The 21,354-nt window shown below is 72.9% G+C and carries 21 protein-coding genes; 3 read left to right on the forward strand and 18 right to left on the reverse strand.

What is annotated here, in order from left to right:
• Positions 1 to 37: 37 nt before the first annotated feature.
• The 12 genes from AB1460_RS04365 to hemW all read right to left on the reverse strand — a co-directional run bounded on the left by AB1460_RS04365 (position 38) and on the right by hemW (position 11,208).
• Complete coding sequence (locus AB1460_RS04365; protein WP_368959280.1) at positions 38 to 493, reverse strand: antibiotic biosynthesis monooxygenase family protein; 456 nt, start codon at positions 491 to 493, stop codon at positions 38 to 40.
• The gene (locus tag AB1460_RS04370; RefSeq protein ID WP_018640415.1) at positions 486 to 1,283 is read right to left on the reverse strand and encodes an isoprenyl transferase; all 798 of its coding nucleotides are present in this window, start codon (positions 1,281 to 1,283) and stop codon (positions 486 to 488) included. The genes AB1460_RS04365 and AB1460_RS04370 overlap by 8 nt, the downstream gene beginning before the upstream one ends.
• Positions 1,284 to 1,472: 189 nt before the next feature.
• Positions 1,473 to 2,204 carry a DNA repair protein RecO gene (gene recO, locus AB1460_RS04375; protein ID WP_368959281.1) on the reverse strand — a complete coding sequence of 244 codons (732 nt, stop codon included), beginning with the start codon at positions 2,202 to 2,204 and terminating at the stop codon, positions 1,473 to 1,475.
• A 76-nt stretch (positions 2,205 to 2,280) separates the two neighbouring features.
• The gene (gene era / locus AB1460_RS04380; RefSeq protein ID WP_368959282.1) at positions 2,281 to 3,198 is read right to left on the reverse strand and encodes a GTPase Era; all 918 of its coding nucleotides are present in this window, start codon (positions 3,196 to 3,198) and stop codon (positions 2,281 to 2,283) included.
• Positions 3,198 to 3,590 (reverse strand): cytidine deaminase, encoded by a 393-nt coding sequence (locus tag AB1460_RS04385; protein WP_368959283.1) that lies wholly within the window; start codon positions 3,588 to 3,590, stop codon positions 3,198 to 3,200. Before AB1460_RS04385 ends, era begins: the two co-directional genes overlap by 1 nt.
• Before the next feature lie 4 nt (positions 3,591 to 3,594).
• On the reverse strand, positions 3,595 to 4,983 hold the full coding sequence (locus AB1460_RS04390; protein WP_368959284.1) for a hemolysin family protein: 1,389 nt from the start codon (positions 4,981 to 4,983) through the stop codon (positions 3,595 to 3,597).
• 15 nt (positions 4,984 to 4,998) lie between these two features.
• A complete protein-coding gene (ybeY, locus tag AB1460_RS04395; RefSeq protein WP_018640410.1) occupies positions 4,999 to 5,478 on the reverse strand; it encodes an rRNA maturation RNase YbeY in 480 nt (159 codons plus the stop codon).
• A gap of 22 nt (positions 5,479 to 5,500) precedes the next feature.
• The gene (locus tag AB1460_RS04400) at positions 5,501 to 6,535 is read right to left on the reverse strand and encodes a PhoH family protein (RefSeq protein WP_368959285.1); all 1,035 of its coding nucleotides are present in this window, start codon (positions 6,533 to 6,535) and stop codon (positions 5,501 to 5,503) included.
• Between the two features lie 222 nt (positions 6,536 to 6,757).
• Positions 6,758 to 7,501, reverse strand: a complete 744-nt coding sequence (locus AB1460_RS04405; RefSeq protein ID WP_420497193.1) for a 16S rRNA (uracil(1498)-N(3))-methyltransferase — start codon at positions 7,499 to 7,501, stop codon at positions 6,758 to 6,760.
• 47 nt (positions 7,502 to 7,548) lie between these two features.
• Positions 7,549 to 8,691, reverse strand: coding sequence for a molecular chaperone DnaJ (gene dnaJ, locus AB1460_RS04410; protein WP_368959286.1), 1,143 nt, complete (start codon positions 8,689 to 8,691; stop codon positions 7,549 to 7,551).
• On the reverse strand, positions 8,691 to 9,710 hold the full coding sequence (hrcA, locus tag AB1460_RS04415; RefSeq protein WP_368959287.1) for a heat-inducible transcriptional repressor HrcA: 1,020 nt from the start codon (positions 9,708 to 9,710) through the stop codon (positions 8,691 to 8,693). The genes dnaJ and hrcA overlap by 1 nt, the downstream gene beginning before the upstream one ends.
• 268 nt (positions 9,711 to 9,978) lie before the next feature.
• Positions 9,979 to 11,208 (reverse strand): radical SAM family heme chaperone HemW, encoded by a 1,230-nt coding sequence (gene hemW, locus AB1460_RS04420; protein WP_368959288.1) that lies wholly within the window; start codon positions 11,206 to 11,208, stop codon positions 9,979 to 9,981.
• A 265-nt stretch (positions 11,209 to 11,473) separates the two neighbouring features.
• Between hemW and AB1460_RS04425 the strand changes: the two genes are divergently transcribed.
• A complete protein-coding gene (locus AB1460_RS04425; protein ID WP_018640400.1) occupies positions 11,474 to 11,641 on the forward strand; it encodes a hypothetical protein in 168 nt (55 codons plus the stop codon).
• 206 nt (positions 11,642 to 11,847) lie between these two features.
• Here AB1460_RS04425 and lepA read toward each other — a convergent pair whose 3' ends face one another.
• Positions 11,848 to 13,710 (reverse strand): translation elongation factor 4, encoded by a 1,863-nt coding sequence (lepA, locus tag AB1460_RS04430; RefSeq protein ID WP_368959289.1) that lies wholly within the window; start codon positions 13,708 to 13,710, stop codon positions 11,848 to 11,850.
• A 268-nt stretch (positions 13,711 to 13,978) separates the two neighbouring features.
• Between lepA and rpsT the strand changes: the two genes are divergently transcribed.
• Complete coding sequence (gene rpsT, locus AB1460_RS04435) at positions 13,979 to 14,248, forward strand: 30S ribosomal protein S20 (protein ID WP_018640397.1); 270 nt, start codon at positions 13,979 to 13,981, stop codon at positions 14,246 to 14,248.
• A gap of 196 nt (positions 14,249 to 14,444) precedes the next feature.
• Here the strand turns inward: rpsT and AB1460_RS04440 are convergent, their stop codons facing one another.
• Genes AB1460_RS04440 through AB1460_RS04455 form a run of 4 tightly spaced genes read right to left on the reverse strand, consistent with a single transcriptional unit; the run spans position 14,445 to position 19,558 of the window.
• Positions 14,445 to 14,807: a hypothetical protein gene (locus AB1460_RS04440; protein ID WP_368959290.1), complete on the reverse strand. Its 363-nt coding sequence runs from the start codon at positions 14,805 to 14,807 to the stop codon at positions 14,445 to 14,447.
• Positions 14,804 to 15,829, reverse strand: coding sequence for a DNA polymerase III subunit delta (gene holA / locus AB1460_RS04445; RefSeq protein WP_420497190.1), 1,026 nt, complete (start codon positions 15,827 to 15,829; stop codon positions 14,804 to 14,806). The genes AB1460_RS04440 and holA overlap by 4 nt, the downstream gene beginning before the upstream one ends.
• A 13-nt stretch (positions 15,830 to 15,842) precedes the next feature.
• On the reverse strand, positions 15,843 to 18,320 hold the full coding sequence (locus AB1460_RS04450) for a ComEC/Rec2 family competence protein (RefSeq protein ID WP_368959292.1): 2,478 nt from the start codon (positions 18,318 to 18,320) through the stop codon (positions 15,843 to 15,845).
• Entirely contained in the window at positions 18,320 to 19,558 is a 1,239-nt protein-coding gene (locus AB1460_RS04455; RefSeq protein WP_368959293.1) for a helix-hairpin-helix domain-containing protein, read from the reverse strand. Before AB1460_RS04455 ends, AB1460_RS04450 begins: the two co-directional genes overlap by 1 nt.
• A 209-nt stretch (positions 19,559 to 19,767) precedes the next feature.
• On the opposite strand from AB1460_RS04455, the gene AB1460_RS04460 reads away from it, so the two are divergent.
• Positions 19,768 to 20,328, forward strand: coding sequence for a YceI family protein (locus AB1460_RS04460; protein ID WP_368959294.1), 561 nt, complete (start codon positions 19,768 to 19,770; stop codon positions 20,326 to 20,328).
• A gap of 124 nt (positions 20,329 to 20,452) precedes the next feature.
• Here the strand turns inward: AB1460_RS04460 and AB1460_RS04465 are convergent, their stop codons facing one another.
• A complete protein-coding gene (locus AB1460_RS04465; RefSeq protein ID WP_368959295.1) occupies positions 20,453 to 21,298 on the reverse strand; it encodes a transglutaminase family protein in 846 nt (281 codons plus the stop codon).
• Between the last annotated feature and the right edge of the window lie 56 nt (positions 21,299 to 21,354).

A 21,354-nucleotide genomic window follows, 5' to 3' on the forward strand; every position in this document is an offset into this window, starting at 1 on the left:
CCTCGGCAGCTCGTGATCGGGTGTTACCCCGCCGAGGCTACCGGGTGGCGGTGCCGCTACCGCCCGCCCAGCCTCGCGAGCCGGTGCCCGGCGCGGCGGTGTCCGCATCGGGCGCACGGGCCGACCCGTGCGAGAGCGCGGGCCCGCCCGTCTCGCGTTCGTGCAGCACCTCGAAGGCGCCCGGGGCGTCCTGCGCCCAGCCCAGCAGCGGTGTCAGCTCGCACCGGACGTCGAACCCGGACAGCGCCCGCCGCCAGGCCCCCGGGCCGGACCACTCCGTGACCAGCAGCCAGGCGGCCGGCTCGTCGACGGACCGACCGACCCGGCCCGACCGGAAGCCGCGCTGTGCGGCCAGCGCGGCCAGCACCCGCTCCCCGGCAGCCGCGAAGCCGGCCCGTTCCGGCTCGGGCACGTCGAACCGGAGGACAGCCACCACCGGCGCGCCGGGTCCGCCGGCGGCCGCCGGCGGCCGGGCAGCCTCGTGCTCAGGCACGGTGGGCGACGATGCCGCCGTAACGGCGGTCCCGGCGGGCGTACTCCTCGCAGGCCAGCCACAGGTCGCGGCGGTCGAAATCAGGCCACAGGGTGGGCACGAACGAGAACTCCGCATAGGCCGCCTGCCAGAGCAGGAAGTTGCTCAGCCGCTGCTCTCCCGAGGTCCGGATCAACAGGTCGACGTCCGGCATGTCGGGCTCGTCGAGGTAGCGCGCGATGGTCTCCTCGTTGATGCGCTCCGGGCGCAGCAGGCCGGCACGCACGTCGCGGGCGATCGCCGCGGCGGCGTCCGCGAGTTCCGCGCGCCCCCCGTAGTTCACGCACATCACCAGCGTGAGCCGGTCGTTGTCCCGGGTCCGCTCCTCCGCCGACTCCAGCCGCCGGATGACATTCCCCCACAGCCGCGGCCGCCGGCCGGCCCAGCGCACCCGTACTCCGAGCGAGTGCATGTCCTCGATACGCCGCCCGAACACACCGTCGGTGAAGCGCATCAGAAACGCGACCTCGTCCGGTGAGCGCTTCCAGTTCTCCGTCGAGAAGGCGTACACCGACAGCCAGCGGACACCCATCTCGATGGCGCCCTCGACGCAGTCGAACAGGGCGTCCTCACCGGCCTCGTGGCCCTTGGTACGCGGCAGACCGCGCAGCTTCGCCCAGCGCCCGTTCCCGTCCATGACGATCCCGACATGGCGTGGGACGAGGGCCGGCGGCAACGCCGGCGGCAGCGCTCCGGACGGGTGGGGACGCGGATCGCGGTACCGCCTGCCCACCTCTTCACGCAGGCTCACAGCCGACATCCTCTCGTCCGGGCCGGCGGTTCACCGACCGACCCCCGCCAGCCCGGGGACACCCGGACCACCGGTCTCGCAGCACACATCCCGTCCCGCTCCTCACCCGGTCCCCTCGCCCGCCACGCACCCCCGTGCCCGACCCGGGACACCGCCTCCGCGCCCTCCGGCCACACATGCCCGTGACCCTCACGTCCGTTCAAGATGCGGCAGGGCTCGCAGCGCACGTTCGAGGTGCCACTGAAGGTAGGCGGCCACGACCCCCCCGGCCTCCCCGCGGGTACGGACGTCCGTCGCCTCCGCGCCGTCCCAGTCGCCGTGAAGAAGGTCGGCCAGCAGCCGCACCGCGGCCGGAGACGTCGACGCCGCACCGCGCGGTCGACATTCCGGGCACACTACGCCGCCGCCCGGAACGGACAGCGAGTGGTGCGGTCCGGGCTCGCCACAGAGCGCGCATTCATCGAGGGCCATTCCGTATCCGGAAACCGTGAGTGAGCGCAGCAGGAACGCGTCCAGGACCAGGGACGGCGACCGCTCACCGGACGCAAGCGTACGCAGGCCACCGACGAGCAGCAGAAACAGCCTGAAGGCGGGCTGACGTTCCTCGCTGGTCAGCCGCTCCGCGGTCTCGAGCATCACCGCCGCCGCCGTGTACCGCGCGTACTCCTGGGCGATCGTCGCACCGTACGGAGCGAGGATGTCGGCCTGGGTGACCGTGTCCAGCGAGCGGCCCTCGTGCAGCTGCAGGTCGACATAGGTACCCGGCTCCAGCCGCGCGCCGAAACGCGAGGACGTCTTCCGGACCCCCTTGGCCACCGCCCGGACCCGGCCGTTACGCCGGGTGAGCACGGTCACGATGCGGTCCGCCTCGGCGAAGGGCGCCGCCCGCAGGACGACGCCCTCATCGCGATACACCGGCACGTTCCCATGGTTACATGCCTGCCCTGACGGCCTGGCGGGCCGCCTTCCGTCGCCGGTGCGCGGCGCGCCGACGCCTTTAGAAACCCAGCCGGCGGAGCTGCTTCGGGTCCCGCTGCCAGTCCTTGGCCACCTTGACGTGGAGGTCGAGGTAGATGGGCGTGCCCAGCAGCGCCTCGATCTGGGTGCGGGCCCGGGTGCCGACGTCGCGCAGCCGGGACCCGCCGGCGCCGATGATGATCGCCTTCTGGCTGGGCCGCTCGACGAAGACGTTGACATGGACGTCGAGCAGCGGCCGGTCCGCCGGGCGGTCCTCCCGCGGGATCATCTCCTCGACCACGACGGCCAGCGAGTGCGGCAGCTCGTCCCGCACGCCCTCCAGCGCCGCCTCGCGGACCAGCTCGGCGACCATGACCTGCTCCGGCTCGTCGGTCAGCTCGCCCTCCGGGTAGAGCCGGGGGCCCTCCGGCAGCCGGGCGACGAGGACGTCGGCGAGCGTGCCGACCTGGAACGACGACACCGCGCTCACCGGCACGATCTCGGCGAAGTCCCCGAGCCCGGTGACCTCGAGCAGCCGGGCACCCACCCGGTCCGGGTCGCCGACCTTGTCGACCTTGGTGAGGATCGCGACCACCGGGGTGCGCCGGGCCAGCCGGCCCAGCTCCTCCGCGATGAAACGGTCCCCGCGCCCGAGCGGCTCGTCCGCGGGCATGCAGAAACCGATCACGTCGACCTCGGACAGCGTCGCGCGGACGACGTCGTTGAGCCGCTGCCCGAGCAGTGTGCGCGGGCGGTGCAGACCCGGGGTGTCGACCAGGATGAGCTGGGCGTCCGGCCGGTGGATGATGCCGCGGATGGCGTGCCGGGTCGTCTGGGGACGTCCCGAGGTGATCGCCACCTTCGTTCCCACCAGGGCGTTCGTCAGCGTGGACTTGCCCGCGTTGGGTCGCCCGACGAGGCAGGCGAAGCCTGAGCGGAAGTCGGTCGCCAGGTCCACTAGCTCGACACCCGGTCGCGCGCGACGCCGTCCGGGCCGGCGAGGAACACGGGCACACCCGCGCCGAACTCGGCGAGCACCGCCAGGTCGTCGGCACCGATCTCGGCGGAGTCGGTCACCACCGCGACGGCCTCGAAGCGCCGGGCGCCGCTGGACGCCGCCGCCACCACCGCGGCCCGCAGTGCCGACGTCGCGAGCTCGGGCCGGGTGTGCGCGACGGTGGCGGCGGCGTAGGTCCGGCCGTCGGTGTCGCGCACCGCGGCGCCTTCCGCACGCTGCCCGGCCGGTGTGTAGGCGCGCAGCCGGGCGGCGCGGGCCAGCACCACCAGCTTGGTGTCCTCCGCCTCCAGGACCAGCCCGGCCGGGCTGGGAGGGGGGGTCGACGACGTCACGATGTCACCTCTCTGCTTGGGGATCCCGGGCGGTGGCGCCGGGTTTCTCGCCCGCGCCGGCCGGTTCCCCGGTACTGCCGGTGGCCGGCCGACCCGCGCCGTCCTCGCTGCCGTCCTGGCCGCGGGTGGAGGGGGAAAGCCGCTGGACCACGACGGTGCCGATCTGGTTGCGCCGACCGGCGGCCCGCTCGGCGGACAGCCGCAGCCCGGCGATGTCGGCGGTGGCGCCGGGGATGGGCACCCGGCCGAGCACGGTCGCGAGCAGGCCGCCGACCGTCTCGACGTCATGGGCCTCGGGCACCTCGTCGACGCCGAACAGCTCGGCGAGATCGTCGACGTCGAGGCGGGCCGTGACCCGGGCGGTGTCCTGGTCGAGCCACTCGACCGGCGGCGCGGCGCTGTCGTACTCGTCGGTGATCTCACCGACGATCTCCTCGAGGATGTCCTCGATGGTCACCAGACCCGCGGTGCCGCCGTACTCGTCGATGACGACCGCCATGTGGGTGCGGGAGGCCTGCATCTCGCGCAGCAGGTCGTCGGCGGGCTTGCTCTCCGGGACGAGGACCGGCGCCCTCATGATCTGCGCGACCCGGCTGTCCTGGGGGCCCTCGCGCTCCCAGCCGACCATGTCCTTGAGGAAGGCGATCCCGACGACGTCGTCCACGTTCTCGCCGATCACCGGGATGCGGGAGAAGCCGCTACGCAGGGCGAGGGAGATCGCCTGTTGCACCGTCTTGTCGGACTCGATGAAGACCATGTCGGGGCGCGGCACCATGACCTCGCGGACGAGGGTGTCGCCCAGCTCGAACACCGACGCGATCATGTCGCGCTCCGCCGGCTCGATGACGTCGTTCTCCTCGGCGAGGTCGACGAGGTCCCGCAGCTCCGCCTCGGAGGCGAACGGGCCGTCGCGGTAGCCCGGGCCCGGCGTCACGGCGTTGCCGAACGCGATGAGCAGGCGCGGCAGCGGCCCGAAGATCTTCGCCAACCGAATGGTGAGCCCCGCGGTCGCCAGTGACACCGCCGGGGCGTGCTGCCGGCCGAGGGTCCGGAACATCACCCCGACCAGGATGTAGGCGACGAGGGTGGACACCAGTGCGCCGAGCCCGACGGCGGCGAAACCCGCCCCGTAGGCGTGCACGGCCAGCACGGTGATGCACGCGGCAGCCGCCATCTCGCCGACGATCCGCAGCAACAGCAGCAGGGCGAGGAAGCGCCCGGGGTCGGCGACGACCCGGGCGAGGTTCGCGGCACCCGCCTTGCCAGCCCGGGCGAACTCGTCGACGCTGACCCGGGAGACCCGGGTCAGGGCCGCGTCGACCGCACCGAGCCCCGCTGCGGCGAGCGCGGCGGCGGCGGCGATGAGGACGAGCAGGAGATCACCGGTTGCCATGACGGACCGGGCCCCTCAGGAGGTGGCGGCGCCGGCCGCGGTGTCCCAGGAGGCCAGCAGGCTGTTCTGGAGCTTCCACATCTCCCGTTCCTCCTCCGGCTCGGCGTGGTCGTAGCCGAGCAGGTGCAGGATGCCGTGCGTGCACAGGACATGCAGCTCGCGCTCCATGTCGTGACCGGCCCCCGCGGCCTGCCGGCGGGCCACCTCCGGACACAGGACGACGTCGCCGAGCAGGGTGGTCGGGTCCTCCTCCACCGACTCCGACCAGGACGGCTCGAACGCCTCGTCCTGGGGGAAGGCCAGCACGTCCGTCGGCCCCTCCTCCCCCATGTACCGGACATGCAGGTCGGTCATCGCGTCGATCTCGACGAGCATCACCGACAGCTCCGCCAGCGGGTTGACCTTCATCGTGTCGAGGACGAACCTGGCGAGCGCGGCCAGCCTGACCTCGTCGAAGTCCGTCACGCCCGACTCGTTGGCGACGAAGACCGCCATCAGACGTCCTCTCCCGCGGCGCTCACCGGCGCTCCCGGCGGGTCGCCCGGGCCGGCCGGGTCTCGGTGGGGGTCGGGCTCGCGGCGTCCCAGCGCGCGTAGGCGTCGACGATGTCGCTCACCAGCCGATGACGAACGACGTCCGTGCTGGTCAGCGCCGCGAAGTGCACGTCGCCCACGCCGTCGAGGATCTCGCGGACCACCCGCAGCCCGCTGTGCGTGCCGGAGGGCAGGTCGACCTGCGTGATGTCACCCGTGACGACGATCTTCGAGCCGAAGCCGAGCCTGGTCAGGAACATCTTCATCTGTTCCGGCGAGGTGTTCTGCGCCTCGTCGAGAATGATGAACGCGTCGTTGAGCGTGCGGCCGCGCATGTAGGCCAGCGGTGCGACCTCGATCGTCCCGCTCTGCATGAGGCGCGGGATGGAATCCGGGTCGATCATGTCGTGCAGCGCGTCGTAGAGCGGACGCAGGTAAGGGTCGATCTTCTCGAACAGCGTGCCGGGCAGGAAGCCGAGGCGCTCGCCGGCCTCCACCGCCGGCCGGGTGAGGATGATCCTGGTGACCTTCTTCGACTGCAGCGCCTGGACGGCCTTGGCCATCGCCAGATAGGTCTTGCCGGTGCCCGCCGGACCGATCCCGAACACGATGGTGTGCTGGTCGATCGCGTCGACGTAGCGCTTCTGGTTCAGCGTCTTCGGCCGGATCGTCCGGCCACGGTTGGACACGATGTTGAGGGTGAGCACCTCGGCGGGCCGCTCCCCCTCGCCGCTGCGCAGCATTGCCACCGAGTGGTCGACATGCTGCGGGCTCAGCTCGGTTCCGGCGTCCAGCAGCGCGACGAGCTCGGAGAACAACCTGGCGGCAAGCGCGTTCTCCGCCGGATCACCGGTGATCGTGATCTCGTTGCCCCGCACGTGGATGTCGGACGAGAAGGCCTTCTCGATCACGCGCAGCAGCTGGTCCTGATGGCCGAGCAGGCTCACCATGCTGTGCGGGCCGGGGACGACGATACGCGTGGTGACCCGGGAGTCGGGGGGGGGTTCGGATTCGGGCATGTGTACGGCCGCGCGGGCCGGCGTACCTCTCACTTCAGGACTGGGACGAAGGTCGCCCTCAGACGACGGCGGAAACCACAGGCGCACTACACCGTGGTGCTCACGACGTCATGGTGCTGCTGGGTCATCGTGCTGCTGGGTCATGGTGCTGCCGAGTCATAGTGCTGCTGGCGCAGGTCATGATCGTGACGCTGGTCATGACCGTGCTGGTGACAACCCAGTCTATCCGGCCAGGCGGCCGATGTCGGCGAGTACCAGGGCGGCCGCCACGACACCCGCGGTGGACGTCCGCAGCACTGTCGGGCCGAACCGGCCGGCGATGGCGCCGGCGGCCGTGAACGCGGCGAGCTCGTCGTCCGCCACCCCGCCCTCCGGCCCGACGACCAGCAGGATCTCCCGCGGCTCGCCCGCGCGCCCCTGCTCCCACGCGCCTTCCTGCTCCCACGCGCCTTCCTGCTCGCGCACTGGCACAGCGAGGCCGGCCAACGGCGTCGACGCCGTCTCATGCAGGACGACGGCGAGCGCGGAGCGCCGGGCACGCTCGGCGAGCTGCCGGGTCGTCACGAGCCCGCCGACCTCCGGCCAGCTGAGCCGGCGGGACTGCTTCGCGGCCTCCCGCGCCGTGCGGCTCCACCGGGCCCGCGAACGTTCACCGCGCTCGCCGTCCCAGCGGACCACGCATCGGGACGCCGCCCAGGGCACGATCTCGTCGACGCCGACCTCGGTCATCATCTCGACCGCGAGCTCGCCGCGGTCGCCCTTGGCGAGCGCCTGCGCCACGACCAGCCGCGGCGACGGGATACCGATCGACCTGCGGCGCAGGACGACGCATTCCAGCTCGTCGCGGCCGGCCGACCGGACCTCGCACTCCAGCGCCGTACCAGCGCCGTCGGTCACGTCCAGGCGCTCACCGGCCCGCAGCCGCCGCACGGTGGCCGCATGCCGGCCCTCCGGGCCGCCGAGCACGAAGACCTCGGCCGGCGGCAAGGGATCCAGGTGGAAGACCGGCGCGGTCAGCGGCTACGCCGCCCGCTGCGGCGCCGGGAGAACAGACCCGAGCCGCCGGAGGCACCGCCCACCACCGCCGGGGTCTCCTCCTCGCGCAGCTTCGCCAGCTCGCGCAGCAGCCGTTCCTGCTCCGTGTCCAGCTTCGTCGGCGTCTCGACGACGATGTGGATGTGCAGGTGGCCACGGCCGACGGCGCGCAGGTGCGGCACGCCGCGCCCGGCGAGCCTGATCACCTCGCCCGGCTGGGTACCCGGCTTCACCGTGATCGTCTCGGAACCGTCGAGGGTCTCCAGCGTCGCCATCGTGCCCAGCGCCGCGGAGGTCATCGGCAGCCGCAGATCGCAGTGCAGGTCGTCACCCTCCCGGGTGAAAACGGCGTGCTGCCGCTCGGAGACCTCGACGTACAGGTCCCCGGGCGGGCCGCCGCCCGGGCCGACCTCGCCCTCGCCGGACAGCCGGATGCGCATCCCGTCCTCGACCCCCGAGGGGATCTTCACGGTCAGCGTACGGCGCTTGCGGACCCGGCCGTCGCCGGAGCAGTCCCGGCAGGGGTGCTCGATGACCGTGCCGGTGCCGGAGCACCGCGGGCACGGCCGCGAGGTCACCATCTGCCCGAGGAACGAGCGGGTCACCTGCTGGACCTCACCACGGCCGTGGCAGGTCGAGCAGGTCGACGGCTGCGTGCCTGGCGCCGCGCCCGCCCCGGCGCAGGTCGCGCACACCACCGCGGTGTCGACCGTGATGTCCCGCGTCGCGCCGAAGGCGGTCTCGGCCAGGTCGAGCTCCAGCCGGAGCAGCGCGTCGTTGCCGCGCCGGACCCGCGAGCGCGGCCCGCGGCTGGCGCCGCCGCCGAAGAACGCGTCCATGATGTCGCCGAGGCCGCCGAAGCCCGCCCCGAACGGCGAGCCGGCGCCGGCCGCGCCACCACCGGGCGCGAGCGGGTCACCACCGAGGTCGACGATCTGACGCTTCTCGGGGTCCGAAAGGACCTCGTAGGCGTTCGTCACGTTCCTGAACCGCTGCTGCGCCTCCGGATCGGGATTGACGTCCGGATGCAGCTCGCGAGCCAGCTTGCGGTAGGCCCGCTTGATCTCGTCACCGGTGGCGTCACGCCGCACACCCAGTGTCGCGTAATAGTCCACTGCCATCAGTCGGCACCCAAGAGTTCACCCACGTACTTGGCGACGGCCCGCACGGCCGCCATCGTTCCCGGATAGTCCATCCGCATCGGGCCGACGACTCCCATCCCGCCCAGTGCAGCCGGGCCGAGACCGTACCCGGTGGCGACGACGGAAGTCGATCGCAGGGCGTCGACGTCCGTCTCGCGCCCGATGCGCACCGTCACAGTACCGGTCTCCCGAGCTGAACCGATCAGTTTGAGGAGCACGACCTGCTCCTCCAGTGCCTCCAGGATGAACCGCAACGAATCGGCGAAGTCCACCGAGGCACGGGTGAGGTTCGCCGTGCCCGCGAGCGCGACCCGCTCCTCCTGGCGCTCCAGCAGCGCCTCCAGCACGACCGTCGTCAGCGTCGTCAGGTGCGGCCGCAGGTCGGGCCGTGCCGAGTCGGGCAGGTCTGCCGCCGCCTCGGTGGCGTCGGCCATCCGCCGGCCCCGCAGCGACCCGTTGAGCAGGCCCCGCAGCTCCCCCACGACCCCGTCATCGACCGGGGTGGGGATCTCCACCACCCGCTGCTCGACCCGACCGGTGTCGGTGATGAGGACGAGGAGCAGGCGGTTCGGGCTCAGCGTGACGATCTCGATGTGGCGCACGCTGCTCGAGGAAAGCGAGGGGTACTGCACCACCGCCACCTGCCGGGTGAGCTGGGCGAGCAGCCGCACCGATCGGCGCACCACGTCGTCGAGGTCGACCGCGCCCTCCAGGAAGCTCTGGATGGCCCGGCGCTCGGCGCGCGACAGCGGCTTCACGCCGGACAGCCTGTCCACGAACAGGCGGTAGCCCTTGTCCGTGGGAATGCGGCCGGCGCTGGTGTGCGGCTGCGTGATGTAGCCCTCTTCCTCCAGCGCGGACATGTCATTACGCACTGTGGCGGGCGACACCCCGAGAGCATGCCGCTCGGCGAGCATCTTGGACCCCACCGGCTCGTTGCTGAGCACGAAGTCCTCGACGATCGCCCGCAGGACCTCCAGGCGCCGTTCTTCAAGCACGTGACCACACCCCCTTCGCCGGTTCCGTCAGCCAGGCGGGGCTGGCGACGCGTGCCGGGCCGGTCACCCTGCCCTGGCACTCTGCCACCGTGAGTGCCAAGTGTAGCTTCCTACCCAGGTCGCGGCAGCCATCGTGAGCAGACAGGCCTTCCGGCCACGGCGAACCCGCCGCCGCGGGCCCGCCCGGCGACCAGCCCCCAGCCGGCACACGCCCAGTCGGGCGGCCAGTCGCCGGCCAGGAGCTGGTCGCCGGGCGGGCAGCAGGGCGTCAGTCGGGCAGCAGGGCGCGGACCACGGTGTCGGTCAGCAGCCGGCCACGCCGGGTGAGCGCCACCCGGCCCGCCGCCAGCTCCGGCCCGACGACGAGACCGTCCGCGGCCAGCCCGTACGCGGCCGCCAACCCGCGCTCGCACAGGGCGTCCACCGCGAGCCCCTCGACCAGCCGGACCCCGAGCATCACCCGCTCGACCCGCCGCGCCGCGGCGTCCAGGACCTCCCGGGCGGCAGCCGGGCTGCGCCCCGCGCCGACCCTCGTCGCGTACTCGGTCGGATGGCGGACGTTCCACCACCGGACCCCGCCGACATGGCTGTGCGCGCCCGGCCCCAGGCCCCACCAGTCATCGCCGCGCCAGTAGCCCAGGTTGTGCCGGCACCACGAGGACGCGTCCCGGGACCAGTTGCTGATCTCGTAGTTGAGCAGCCCGGCGGCGGCGAGGGTCTCGTCCGCCTGGAGGTAGCGGTCGGCCAGCAGGTCGTCGTCCGGCTCCAGGAGCTCGCCGCGGCGCACCCGGCGGGAGAGCTTCGTCCCCTCCTCGACCGTCAGCGAGTAGGCGCTGACGTGGTCCGGCTCAAGCTCGATCACCGTGCTCAGGCTGGCCGCCCAGTCGGACTCGGACTCGCCGGGCGCACCGTAGATCAGGTCGAGGCTCAGCTGGTCGAACCCGGCCCGACGGGCCCAGCCCACGACCTCCGGGACCCGCCCGGGGGTGTGCTGGCGATCCAGCGCGGCGAGCACGTGCGGACGGGAGCTCTGCATGCCCAGCGAGATCCGGGTGAACCCGCTCGCCCGCAGATGCTCCAGCGCGGGCAGGTCGACGGACTCCGGATTCGCCTCGGTGGTGACCTCCGCGCCGGCGGCCAGCCCGAAGGTGTCGTCCAGGATCCGCAGCACCTTCGCCAGGTCGGCGGCCGGGAGCAGGGTCGGGGTGCCGCCGCCGACGAAGACCGTCGACACGGGCAGTTCACGCTCACCCAGCACAGCCCGGGCGAGGCGGGCCTCGGTCGCGATCGAGTCGACGAAGGAGGCGGCTCCGCCCTGACCACCCGCGCCGAGCTCGGCCGGGGTGTAGGTGTTGAAGTCGCAGTACCCGCAGCGGGCCGCGCAGTACGGGACGTGCACGTACACGCCGAACGTCCGGGTGCCGACGCCGGCGAGCGCGGCGTCGGGGAGCGCGCCGTCGACGGGCGCCGGCGCCCCTTCGAGAGGCTTGGATGGCATAACCCCAGTGTGCTCCCAACGAGTGCCGAGACCGCAACGCTCTGTTTGTCAACTGGTCTCATAGGTCTCATCCGGGCGGTACCGGACTGCGTCTGGACCAGTATCAGACAAGGTGCGCCGCGCGCCGCCCGAATGCGCCATCCGCGGCACCGAGGGACACCACCCCGGGCCGGGACCCCGCGTTTGCGGTTCGTTGACAATCGTAGGGCCAAACCATGGGCAATTGGTCATGGATCAGTCGAGGTGGGTACGAAATGATCCAGGTATGCAGGAGGAGCTCACCAGCGGAGTCGTGACCATCGAGGAACTGCTGCCGCCGCGAACCACCGAGTACCGGTCAGGATCCGTCCTGGCCCTCGGCTTCGCCCAGGCAGAACCGGTCACCGAACCGATCCGTATCCCGCGGATGAACCCGGCGCCTGATTCCGCCTGACCGCGGCCGTCGCCCCAGCCCGAGAAACCGGCGCACGAGAGAACGGTGTGCCCACCCCGACCTCGATCCCCCCGGCGCGGACGCCGGCCCGGCCAGGCCAGGCCACAGGGAGCTGCCCAGGCCTGGGCCGGTGCCGGGGGCACGGGGCCGGCTAGGCGCTGCCCGGCCGGCGGGCCCGTGAAGCGGGCCCGCCGCGGGCTCCGGCCTCAGCGACCGCCGGTCTTGGGCGCCGGCGTCTTCGGGCTCTCCGTCGTCGACAGCGCCGCGATGAAGGCCTCCTGCGGGACCTCGACCCGCCCGATGGTCTTCATCCGCTTCTTGCCCTCCTTCTGCTTCTCCAGCAGCTTCCGCTTCCGGCTGATGTCACCGCCGTAGCACTTGGCGAGCACGTCCTTGCGGATGGCCCGGATGTTCTCGCGCGCGATGATCCGGCTGCCGATCGCCGCCTGGATCGGCACCTCGAACTGCTGGCGGGGAATCAGCTCGCGCAGTTTCGAGGTCATGGCGACGCCGTAGCTGTAGGCCTTCTCCCGGTGCACGATCGCCGAGAACGCGTCGACCGCCTCGCCCTGCAGGAGGATGTCCACCTTGACGAGGTCCGCCGCCTGCTCCCCCGCAGGGTCGTAGTCGAGGCTGGCGTATCCGCGGGTGCGCGATTTCAGGGCGTCGAAGAAGTCGAAGATGATCTCCCCGAGCGGGAGCGTGTACTTCAGCTCGACCCGGTCCGTGGAGATGTAGTCCATGCCCTTGAGGACGCCACGGCGCCCCTGGCACAGCTCCATCACCGCGCCGACGAAGTCGGTCGGCAGCAGGAGCATCGCGTCCACCACCGGCTCGTACACCTCGGCGATCTTGCCGCCCGGCCAGTCACTCGGATTCGTCACCGTGACCTCCGAGGTGTCCTCCATGACGACCCGGTAGACCACGTTCGGCGCGGTGGAGATGAGCGTGAGGTCGAACTCCCGCTCCAGCCGTTCCCGGACGATCTCCAGGTGCAGCAGGCCGAGGAAGCCGCAGCGGAAGCCGAAGCCCAGCGCCGCCGACGTCTCCGGCTCGAAGGTGAGTGCGGCGTCGTTGAGCTGCAGCTTGTCCAGTGCCTCGCGCAGCGCCGGGTACTCGCTGCCGTCCAGCGGATACAGACCCGAGTAGACCATCGGCCGCGGGTCCCGGTACCCGCCGAGCATCTCGGTCGCGGGCCTGCGCGCGGAGGTGATCGTGTCCCCGACGCGGGCCTGCCGGACGTCCTTCACGCCGGGGATGACGTAGCCCACCTCGCCCGCGGACAGCGACCCGGTGGGCCGCGGGTCCGGCGAGATGACGCCGACCTCCAGCGTCTCGTGGCTGGCGCCGGTCGACATCATCAGGCAGCGGTCGCGGGTCGTCAGCGTCCCGTCGACGACGCGGACGTAGGTGATCACGCCGCGGTAGATGTCGTACACACTGTCGAAGATCATGGCGCGCGGCGGGCCGGCCGGGTCACCGCCCGGCGGCGGGATGCGGCGGACGATCTCGTTGAGCAGCTCCGGTACGCCCTGCCCGGTCTTGCCGGAGACCTTCAGGACGTCGCCCGGGTCGCAGCCGATGATCGACGCGATCTCCTCGGCGACCTTCTCGGGCTGCGCCGCCGGGAGGTCGATCTTGTTCAGGACCGGGATGATCGTGAGGTCGTTCTCGATCGCGAGGTAGAGGTTGGCCAGCGTCTGCGCCTCGATGCCCTGGGCGGCGTCGACCAGCAGGACCGCGCCCTCGCAGGCCGCGAGCGAACGGCTCACCTCGTAGGTGAAGTCCACGTGACCGGGGGTGTCGATGAGGTGCAGGATGTAGTCGCGGTCGTCGTCGGCCTTCCACGGCAGCCGGACGTTCTGCGCCTTGATCGTGATGCCGCGCTCGCGCTCGATGTCCATCCGGTCGAGGTACTGCGCGCGCATGTTACGGGCCTCGACCACGCCGGTCACACCGAGCATGCGGTCGGCGAGGGTGGACTTGCCGTGGTCGATGTGGGCGATGATGCAGAAGTTGCGGATCAACGCCGGGTCGACGGTGGTCGCCTCGGTCGGAGCTTCGGACACGCGGGCTGGTCTCGTTTCGCTGCTCGTCGGTCTGTCGGGCACTCGGGCCGGTCGCCGCCACGTGCGTACGTACGGGCTCGCGTCCTCCCATCGTGCCAGGCCTCCATCGTGCCAGGCACACGGTGGCCCGCCCGCGTGGCCGCGCCCGGCGGCCGTGGCCTGCGGGCGCTGGTTTGATAATGTCGGTGCTGCTTCGCCGTGGGCCCTGGTCGGGGCGGACGGCGCATCTCCCGAACCATCCCGACTCGACACCCAGAGGTTCTCCCGCGTGGCCAACATCAAGTCGCAGATCAAGCGCAACCTCACCAACGAGAAGCGACGGCTGCGCAACAAGGCCGTGAAGTCCGAGCTGAAGACGCACGTCCGTCGCTTCCGTGACGCCGTCGACGCCGGCGACGCCGAGCGTGCCGAGAGCGCGTTCCGCATCGCCGCCAAGAAGCTGGACAAGGCCGCCAGCAAGGGCGTGATCCACCCGAACCAGGCCGCGAACCGCAAGTCCGCGATGGCGAAGGCGAACGCGGGCATCGGCGCTTCCTGACCCGCATCGGGCGGCCACCGCCCTGCGGCGGGTCTGGGGCCTCTGCCATCGCCCAGGACCGGAACTCCTGATCGACGGAGTTCCGGTCCTGGGCGTTTTCGCTCGGAAGTCGCCGGGATCCCCGGCGTCAGGCGGGCTTCAGGCGGCGGGTTTCACAGCAGCGACGGGTTTTCACGGCAGCGACAGGTTCAGGCAGTCAGCGCCCTGGCCCCGGCTCCCGGTCGACCGGTGCCACCAGCGTACGTTCGAGGACCTCGGCGTAGGCCGTGATCGCCGCGACCACGAGCGGGAGCACGACCAGGACCCAGGCACTGGCCAGGTCGCCCATCGCGACCACGAGAGTCACCAGCACGGTGACTGTGGCGACGGCGCCGCGCATCCACCCCGCCGGCAGTACCCGCAGGCCGAAGACTCCACCGGGCGGGATCTGGTCATCGTGCACCGGGCGGGAGCCGCCGGCCCCGGCGCTGCGGCCGCCCTGCCGGCCGTCGCCGGGCTCACCGCGCGCGGGCCCCGCCGCACCGCCGTGCCCGCCGTGCCCGCCGTGGGAATCATTCATCGCCCTCGTCCTCCCCTGCCGGCGAACTCGCCACGATCGCTGCCCTGAGCGCCGCCCGACCGGCCCCGGGCCCCGGCGACCTCCTGGAGCAGCCGCTCCAGCGCGTAGCCGGCGTTGACGGCCGCGCCCTTGACTCCCGCGTCCGCGACCGCGACGGCCCGGATCGCCCGCGCCAGTCCGGCGTCGGACCAGCCCCGTGCCGAACGCTGGGCCCGCTCGACCTTCCAGTCCGGCATTCCCAGGGCCTTCGCGATGTCCCACTTGGACCCGCCGCCCACGGAGGAGACCCGCGCCAGGTCGCGCAGACCGCCGGCAATGGCACTCGTGACGAGGACCGGCGCCGTCCCGCCCTCGAGAGCCTGGCGGAGCAGGGCCAGCGCAGTGGCGAGGTCGCCGGCGATGATGGCGTCCGCCACGGCGAAACCGCTGGTCTCGGCTCGCCCGCGGTGATAGCGCGCCACCGCCGGCTCGTCGATGACGCCGGCCGTGTCCGCGACCAGCTGGTCGCAGACCGCCGCGATCTCCCGCAGGTCACCGCCCACGGCGTCGAGCAGCGCGCGGACCGCCTCCTCTGTGGCCTTTCCGCCGAGCCGGCGGATCTCGGCGACCGCGAAGTCGTGCCGGTCCCGCGGGCGCGTGATCCTGGCCGCGGGAACGACTCGGGCGCCGGCCTTCTTCATCGCGTCGACCAGCTTGCGGTTCTTCACCACGCCGCTGTGGACCACGACAAGGACGACGTCATCGAGGGGATGCTCAACGTAGGCCAGCAACGCGTCCCGGAGGTCCTCGGAAAGGTCCGCCGCGCCGCGGACGACCAGCACCCTGCCGCCGCCGAACATCGAGCTGGCACCAAGGTCGATCATGTCGGCGTCGGTCAGCTCACCGGGCGCGCGGTCGACGATCTCGACCTCGGGGTCGCGGGCCCGGGCGGCGTCGCGCACCTCGCGCACGGCGCGCGCGACCAGCAGATCCTCGTCACCGCTCACGACGACGAGCGGCGGCGGCGCGGCTGGGGACGGCATGTGGATCAGCATGTCACGCCGGCGCCTCGGCCTCACGCGCACCGGGCCGGCGTGCCACCACGGCAAGCTGGCCCGGCGCCGCCCGGACGACGGCCACCGCCCCGTGCAGGTCGGTGCGGGCCACCATCACGCCGGCCGCGCGCAGCCTCTCGATGGTTCCCGGCGCCGGGTGGCCGTAGGTGTTGCCCGTGCCGACGCTGATGACGGCGACCGCTGCCGCGGTCGCCGTGAGGAAGTCGTCGGTCTGCTCCTCGGCGCCGTGGTGCGCCACCTTCAGCACGTCCACCGCGACCGTGCCGTGGTGCGCCAGCTGACGCTGCTCGGGGAGCTCCGCGTCGCCGGTGAGCAGCATGGTGACCCCCGCGACCTCGGCGAACAGGACGAGGCTGGCGTTGTTCGGGTCGCTGTCCGTCCCACGCAGCACCCGCTCCGGCCCGAGCACCCGCCAACGCACATCCCCGACCGAGCCGACCGAGCCGGCCAGCACGGTCCGCACCGGCACCCCGGCGGCCTGCGCGCCGCGCTGGACCGCGGCCCACTGCTGCGCCGGTTCGGGCAGGGGGCTCACCACCAGCTGCCCCACCGGAACCCGGCCCAGCACTCCGGTCAGGCCGCCCGCATGGTCGGCGTGCAGATGGCTGAGGATCAGCACCGGTACCCGCCGGATCCCCAGGCTTTTCAGGCAGGCCGCGACAAGCTCCGGGTCGGGGCCGACATCGACCACGACCGCGGAGCCGGGCCCGGCCCGCAGGACGAGCGCGTCGCCCTGCCCGACGTCGCAGGCCACCAGCCGCCAGCCGGGCGGCGGCCAGCCAGCCAGCCGCGGCAGCAGGAACAGGCGGGCGACCAGGAGGCCCACCACGATGGCCGCGAGCAGCCGACGGGTCGCCGGCCGCCGCGCCATCGTGACGGTGAGCACGACCGCGACCAGGGCGAGGGCCGCGCCGACGGGCCCCGCGGGCCAGCCGACCGTCGCGCCCGGGATGCCGGCCGCCCGGTCGGCGACCACGACCAGCCACCGACAGGGCAGCGCCGCCAGGTGCGCGACCGGCTCCGCGGCGGGCGGATGCACCGCGGCCAGGCCCATCGTGAACAGGCCGAGAACCGTGGCCGGCGCCACCGCCGGGGCTGCGGCCAGGTTCGCGGGAATGGCGATCAGGCTGACACCGCCGCCGAGCCAGGCCAGGACCGGCGTGCAGGCGAACTGTGCAGCGGCGGCCACGGCCACGGCCTCGCCGACCCGACCGGCGGCCGTGCGCAACCGCCGGGAGGCATCCGGCCAGCGGGCTCCGGCCCGCCGTTCCAGGGCCTCGCCCCACCCTGGCCCCCACACCACCATGCCGGCGGTGGCGAGCACTGACAGCGCGAAGCCCGCCGACAGCGCGAAGGTCGGGTCCGCCGCGATGACCGCGAGGACGGCGCCGGCGAGTGCGGCCAGCACCGCGCGCGGCCGGCCCAGCGCCAGCGCGGCAAGGCCGACGAGCCCCATCGCCCCCGCCCGCACCACACTCGCGGACGGACGCGCCAGAAGCACGAAGCCGGCCAACGCGGCCGCGCCGGCGAGCGCCCGGGAGCGCGGACGGAGCCTCGTCCGCCCGAGCATGACCAGCACCGCGCCGGTGACGATCGCGAGATTCGCGCCGGAGACAGCTGTCAGATGACTCATCCCGGCGGCGCGGAAGTCGTCCTTCAGCTCTGGGTCGAGCTCCGAGGTGTCACCGACGACGAGCGCCGGGAGCAGGCCACCCGCGGGCTGCGGGACCACCACTGCGGCCGCGTGCAGCCGGGCCCGCAGCCAGCCGGCGGCGCGCTGGGCGGCGGGCGGGCGCCCGCGGGGCCGGGGCGGTGCCCGGGCGAACAGGACCGCGGAGATCGTGTCTCCCGGCCTGGGCCTCGCCAGCGTGGCACGGACGTCCAGCCGCTGGCCCGGCAGGTAGCGCACCAGGTCCGCCGAGGGGCCGACCAGCAGCACCGGGACGGAGCTCCGCAGTCTCCGGCCGGCGCCGGTCACCGCTTCCAGGCGCGCGCTGGCGGTCGCCGGCGGCGCACCGCGGGCCGGGCCGGTTGCGCCGGCTCGCGGTGGGGAGGGCAACGGGTCGTCGGTGAGGACGACAGTGGCCTCGATCGTCCGCTGGGCCCGCACCAGCTCGGCAAGGGGGCCGGCGGTGCGGGCGCGACCGGCGAGACCTCCGACGAGCAGGCCTGCGGCGAAGAAGGCGAGGGCGACGCAGGCCGCCAGACCGGGCCCGCCGAGCCCGCGGTGCCCGGCAGCCCGATGCTGCGCGCCGAGGAGCACCGCGGGCACGCAGCAGACGAGGGCGACGCAGGCGCATCCCAGCAGCACCGGGCCGGGAACCCAGCGCCCGGCCAGTGCCGCGGCGCCCCAGAACACGGCCGCCGGGACAGCCAGTCGAAGGTCCGCGCGACCACGGCGGGCGCCCCGTTCGTCGGCGGGCAGGCCGAGGCCGGCCTCCATCACGACAGCGACCATCAGACCCGCACCAGCGGGAGGAGATCCGCCAGGCGGCGGTCACCGACGCCAGTCACCTCACCCAGCTGGTCAGGCGACGTGAACGGACCGTTCTCGGATCGCCAGTCGATGATCCGCTGCGCGAGTACCGGGCCGACGCCGGGCAGCTCGTCCAACTGTGCGGCGGTGGCGGTGTTGAGGTCCAACGGCTGCCCGCCGGGGCCGGCTGCCTCTCCCGACGCCGCGGCCCCGAGCCCGGGGTCGGCGCCCGCCCCGAGGGGCGGTGGGGCGGGGCCTGGCCGCCCGTCGACGAGGATCTGTTCGCCGTCGGTGAGGATCCGGGCAAGTGCTATCCCACTCGTGTCGGTGCCCGGCAGCGGACCTCCGGCGCGGGTGAGGGCGTCGACGACTCTGGCACCGGCGGGCAGCCGCACCACCCCGGGCCGCACGACGCGACCGGCGACGTCGACCACGACCTCGCTCCCGACGGTCGCCTCCGCTCGTTCCGATCCAGCCTCCGGACCGGCCGAGCCGGCCGAGCCGGCCACTCCCCCGGTACCGGCCCCCTCTGGCGGCCCCGTCGCCCGCGTGCCCGGGGTCGCCCCGAGCGCGCCGGCGGAACCCGCGCCGGGCACACCCTCGGCACCGGATCGAGCCGGTACAGGCGAGCCCAGGGATACCGGGCGGTTACGCCAGGCCATCCAGCCGGCTGCCGCCGCCACCAGGACGGCCACCACGACGAGGACCAGGGCGGCTCGCGCGGTGGGCGCCAGGACCGCGTCACGCAACGTGGGCGGAAGGCGTTCGGATCCGCGCCACCGTGACCGCCCAGGGCCCCGGGAGGAGCCGGCCGGGCCGTCGGCCGGGTCGGGGCGCACCCGGCCGGCGTCACCGGCGAACTCGTCAGGCCAGTCGTCGATCTGGTCGGGCCAGTCGTCGATCTGGTCGGGCCAGTCGTCGATCTGGTCGGGCCAGTCGTCGATCTGGTCGGGCCAGTCGTCGATCTGGTCGGGCTCGTCGGCGCCACCACCGACATCGCCTCCGTAGGCACCGCGGTCAGCCCGGTCTTCAGGCCTGCTGCCGGACCCGCTCTCGGGCCCGGGCCCGGGCCCGACATCACCGAACTCGCCGTACCGGATCCGAGGCCCGCCCGGACGCTCGTGCGGCGGCGGCTGCGCCCAGGATCGCGCCAGGGGTTCGGTCGTGGGATCGCTCGCCTCAGGGAGCTGCTGGTCCGACCGCGGCAAGCGTCTGTCCATGCACGCAACGTAGGCAGCGTCGAGACGAACCGGGCGCCTCGGCGGCTCGCTGTGGACAACCGAATGTCGTCCACAGCGGGGAATGAGCCGGCCGTAGGTTTGGTTGACCGCGCAAGTAACCTACCTCTGGCAGTCGGATCCGACCGCCGCCCCGGCACCACGGCGGGCCGGCGCCGGACGTTCCTGAACAGGCCTCGAAGGAGATCACCATGAGTGCTGCAGCCAGCGACCTGACCGAGCTCACCGGTACCTGGACCCTCGACCCCGCGCACACCCGCATCGGCTTCGCCGCCCGTCACGCGATGGTCACGACGGTGCGCGGGCAGTTCACCGGCGTGCAGGGGACCCTCGAGCTCGACGGCGCGAACCCGACCGCCTCCAGCGCGAGCGTCACCATCGACACGACGACGTTCGACAGCGGCGTGGCCGACCGGGACGCGCACGTGAAGTCCCCCGACCTGCTGGACGTCGCGCAGTTCCCGACCATCACCTTCACCAGCACCGGCGCGAAGGCCAGCGGCGACGACAGCTACGTCCTGACCGGGGATCTCACCATCCGCGGTGTGACCCGCCCGGTGGAGATCGCCATCACCTTCGAGGGCTCCTCGAAGGACCCGTTCGGCAACGTCCGCGCCGGTTTCACCGGGACGACGAGCATCAGCCGCAAGGACTTCGGCATCTCCTTCAACGCCGTGCTCGAGACCGGCGGCGTGCTCATCAGCGACAAGGTCAAGATCGAGCTTGACGTCTCGGCCATCAAGGCCGCCTGACAGCGGCCACGCCCGGCCCGTCGTCACCGGCCGACGGTGCGTGCCGTGCTCCGACCTGGCTCCGGAGCACGGCGCGCCGCCCTCGGCGCGCGCAGCGGTCAGCGGAGCCGGGTGACCGCCGTACTCAGCCGAGCCGGGTGACGGCGACGGTGACCCCGAGCGAGGTCGACGTGCCTCCCGAGTACACGCCCAGCATGGGCGGCACGTCGCCGTAGTCGCGTCCGCGGGCGACGACGACGTGCGGCTCCCCGGTCGGGATCCCGTTGGTGGGGTCGAAACCCAGCCAGGTGCCGAGCCAGCCCTCCACCCAGGCATGGCTCTGCCCGCTGACCGTCTCGCCGACCTCGGCGTCCGCCGACGGGTGCAGGTAGCCGGAGACGTACCGGGCGGGCATGCCGGCGGCCCGCATCAGCACGAGCGCCAGATGGGCGAAGTCCTGGCAGACCCCGACGCCCTGTTCCCAGGCCTCGACGGCCGATGTCCGCACCTCGGTCGTCCCGGGCCGGTAGCTCAGTTTCTCCCGCACCCAGTCGCCGACCGCGGGGAGGAAGTCGGCCGGGCTGTTCGCCGCCGCGAGTTCCAGCGCCGCCGCGCGCAGCTCCGGGTGCTCCGGGGTGGAGACCGTGGGCCTGACGAACTCGACGAAGCGGTCCGCGAGGCTGTCGTCAGTGAGCTGATCCCAGCTCGGGACGTCCGTCGGGCGCGGCGGGGCAGCCGCTGTCTGCACGACCGAGCGCCCGGTGACGATCAGCTCGGTGTGCGGGGTGTGCAGGTCGAACGCGGTGACCTGGGTCCCCCAGTAGTCCCAGTACCGGTAGGTCGAGGCGGCCGGCTCGGTGCGGACCGTGGCCTCCAGAGTGAGCTGTGACTCCCCCGTCTGGGGGATGATGCGCGCCTCGTTGTAGGAGGAGACCACCGGGCTGGCGTACCGGTAGCCCGTCGAGTGCTCGATGCGGATCTGCCAGCTCATGGCGCGCCTGCCTCCTCGTCGTCTCCGGTGCCGGTTGTCGCGGCGCTGGTCGTCAC

The sequence above is a fragment of the Parafrankia sp. FMc2 genome (genome assembly GCF_041008525.1).
GTDB lineage: Bacteria > Actinomycetota > Actinomycetes > Frankiales > Frankiaceae > Parafrankia.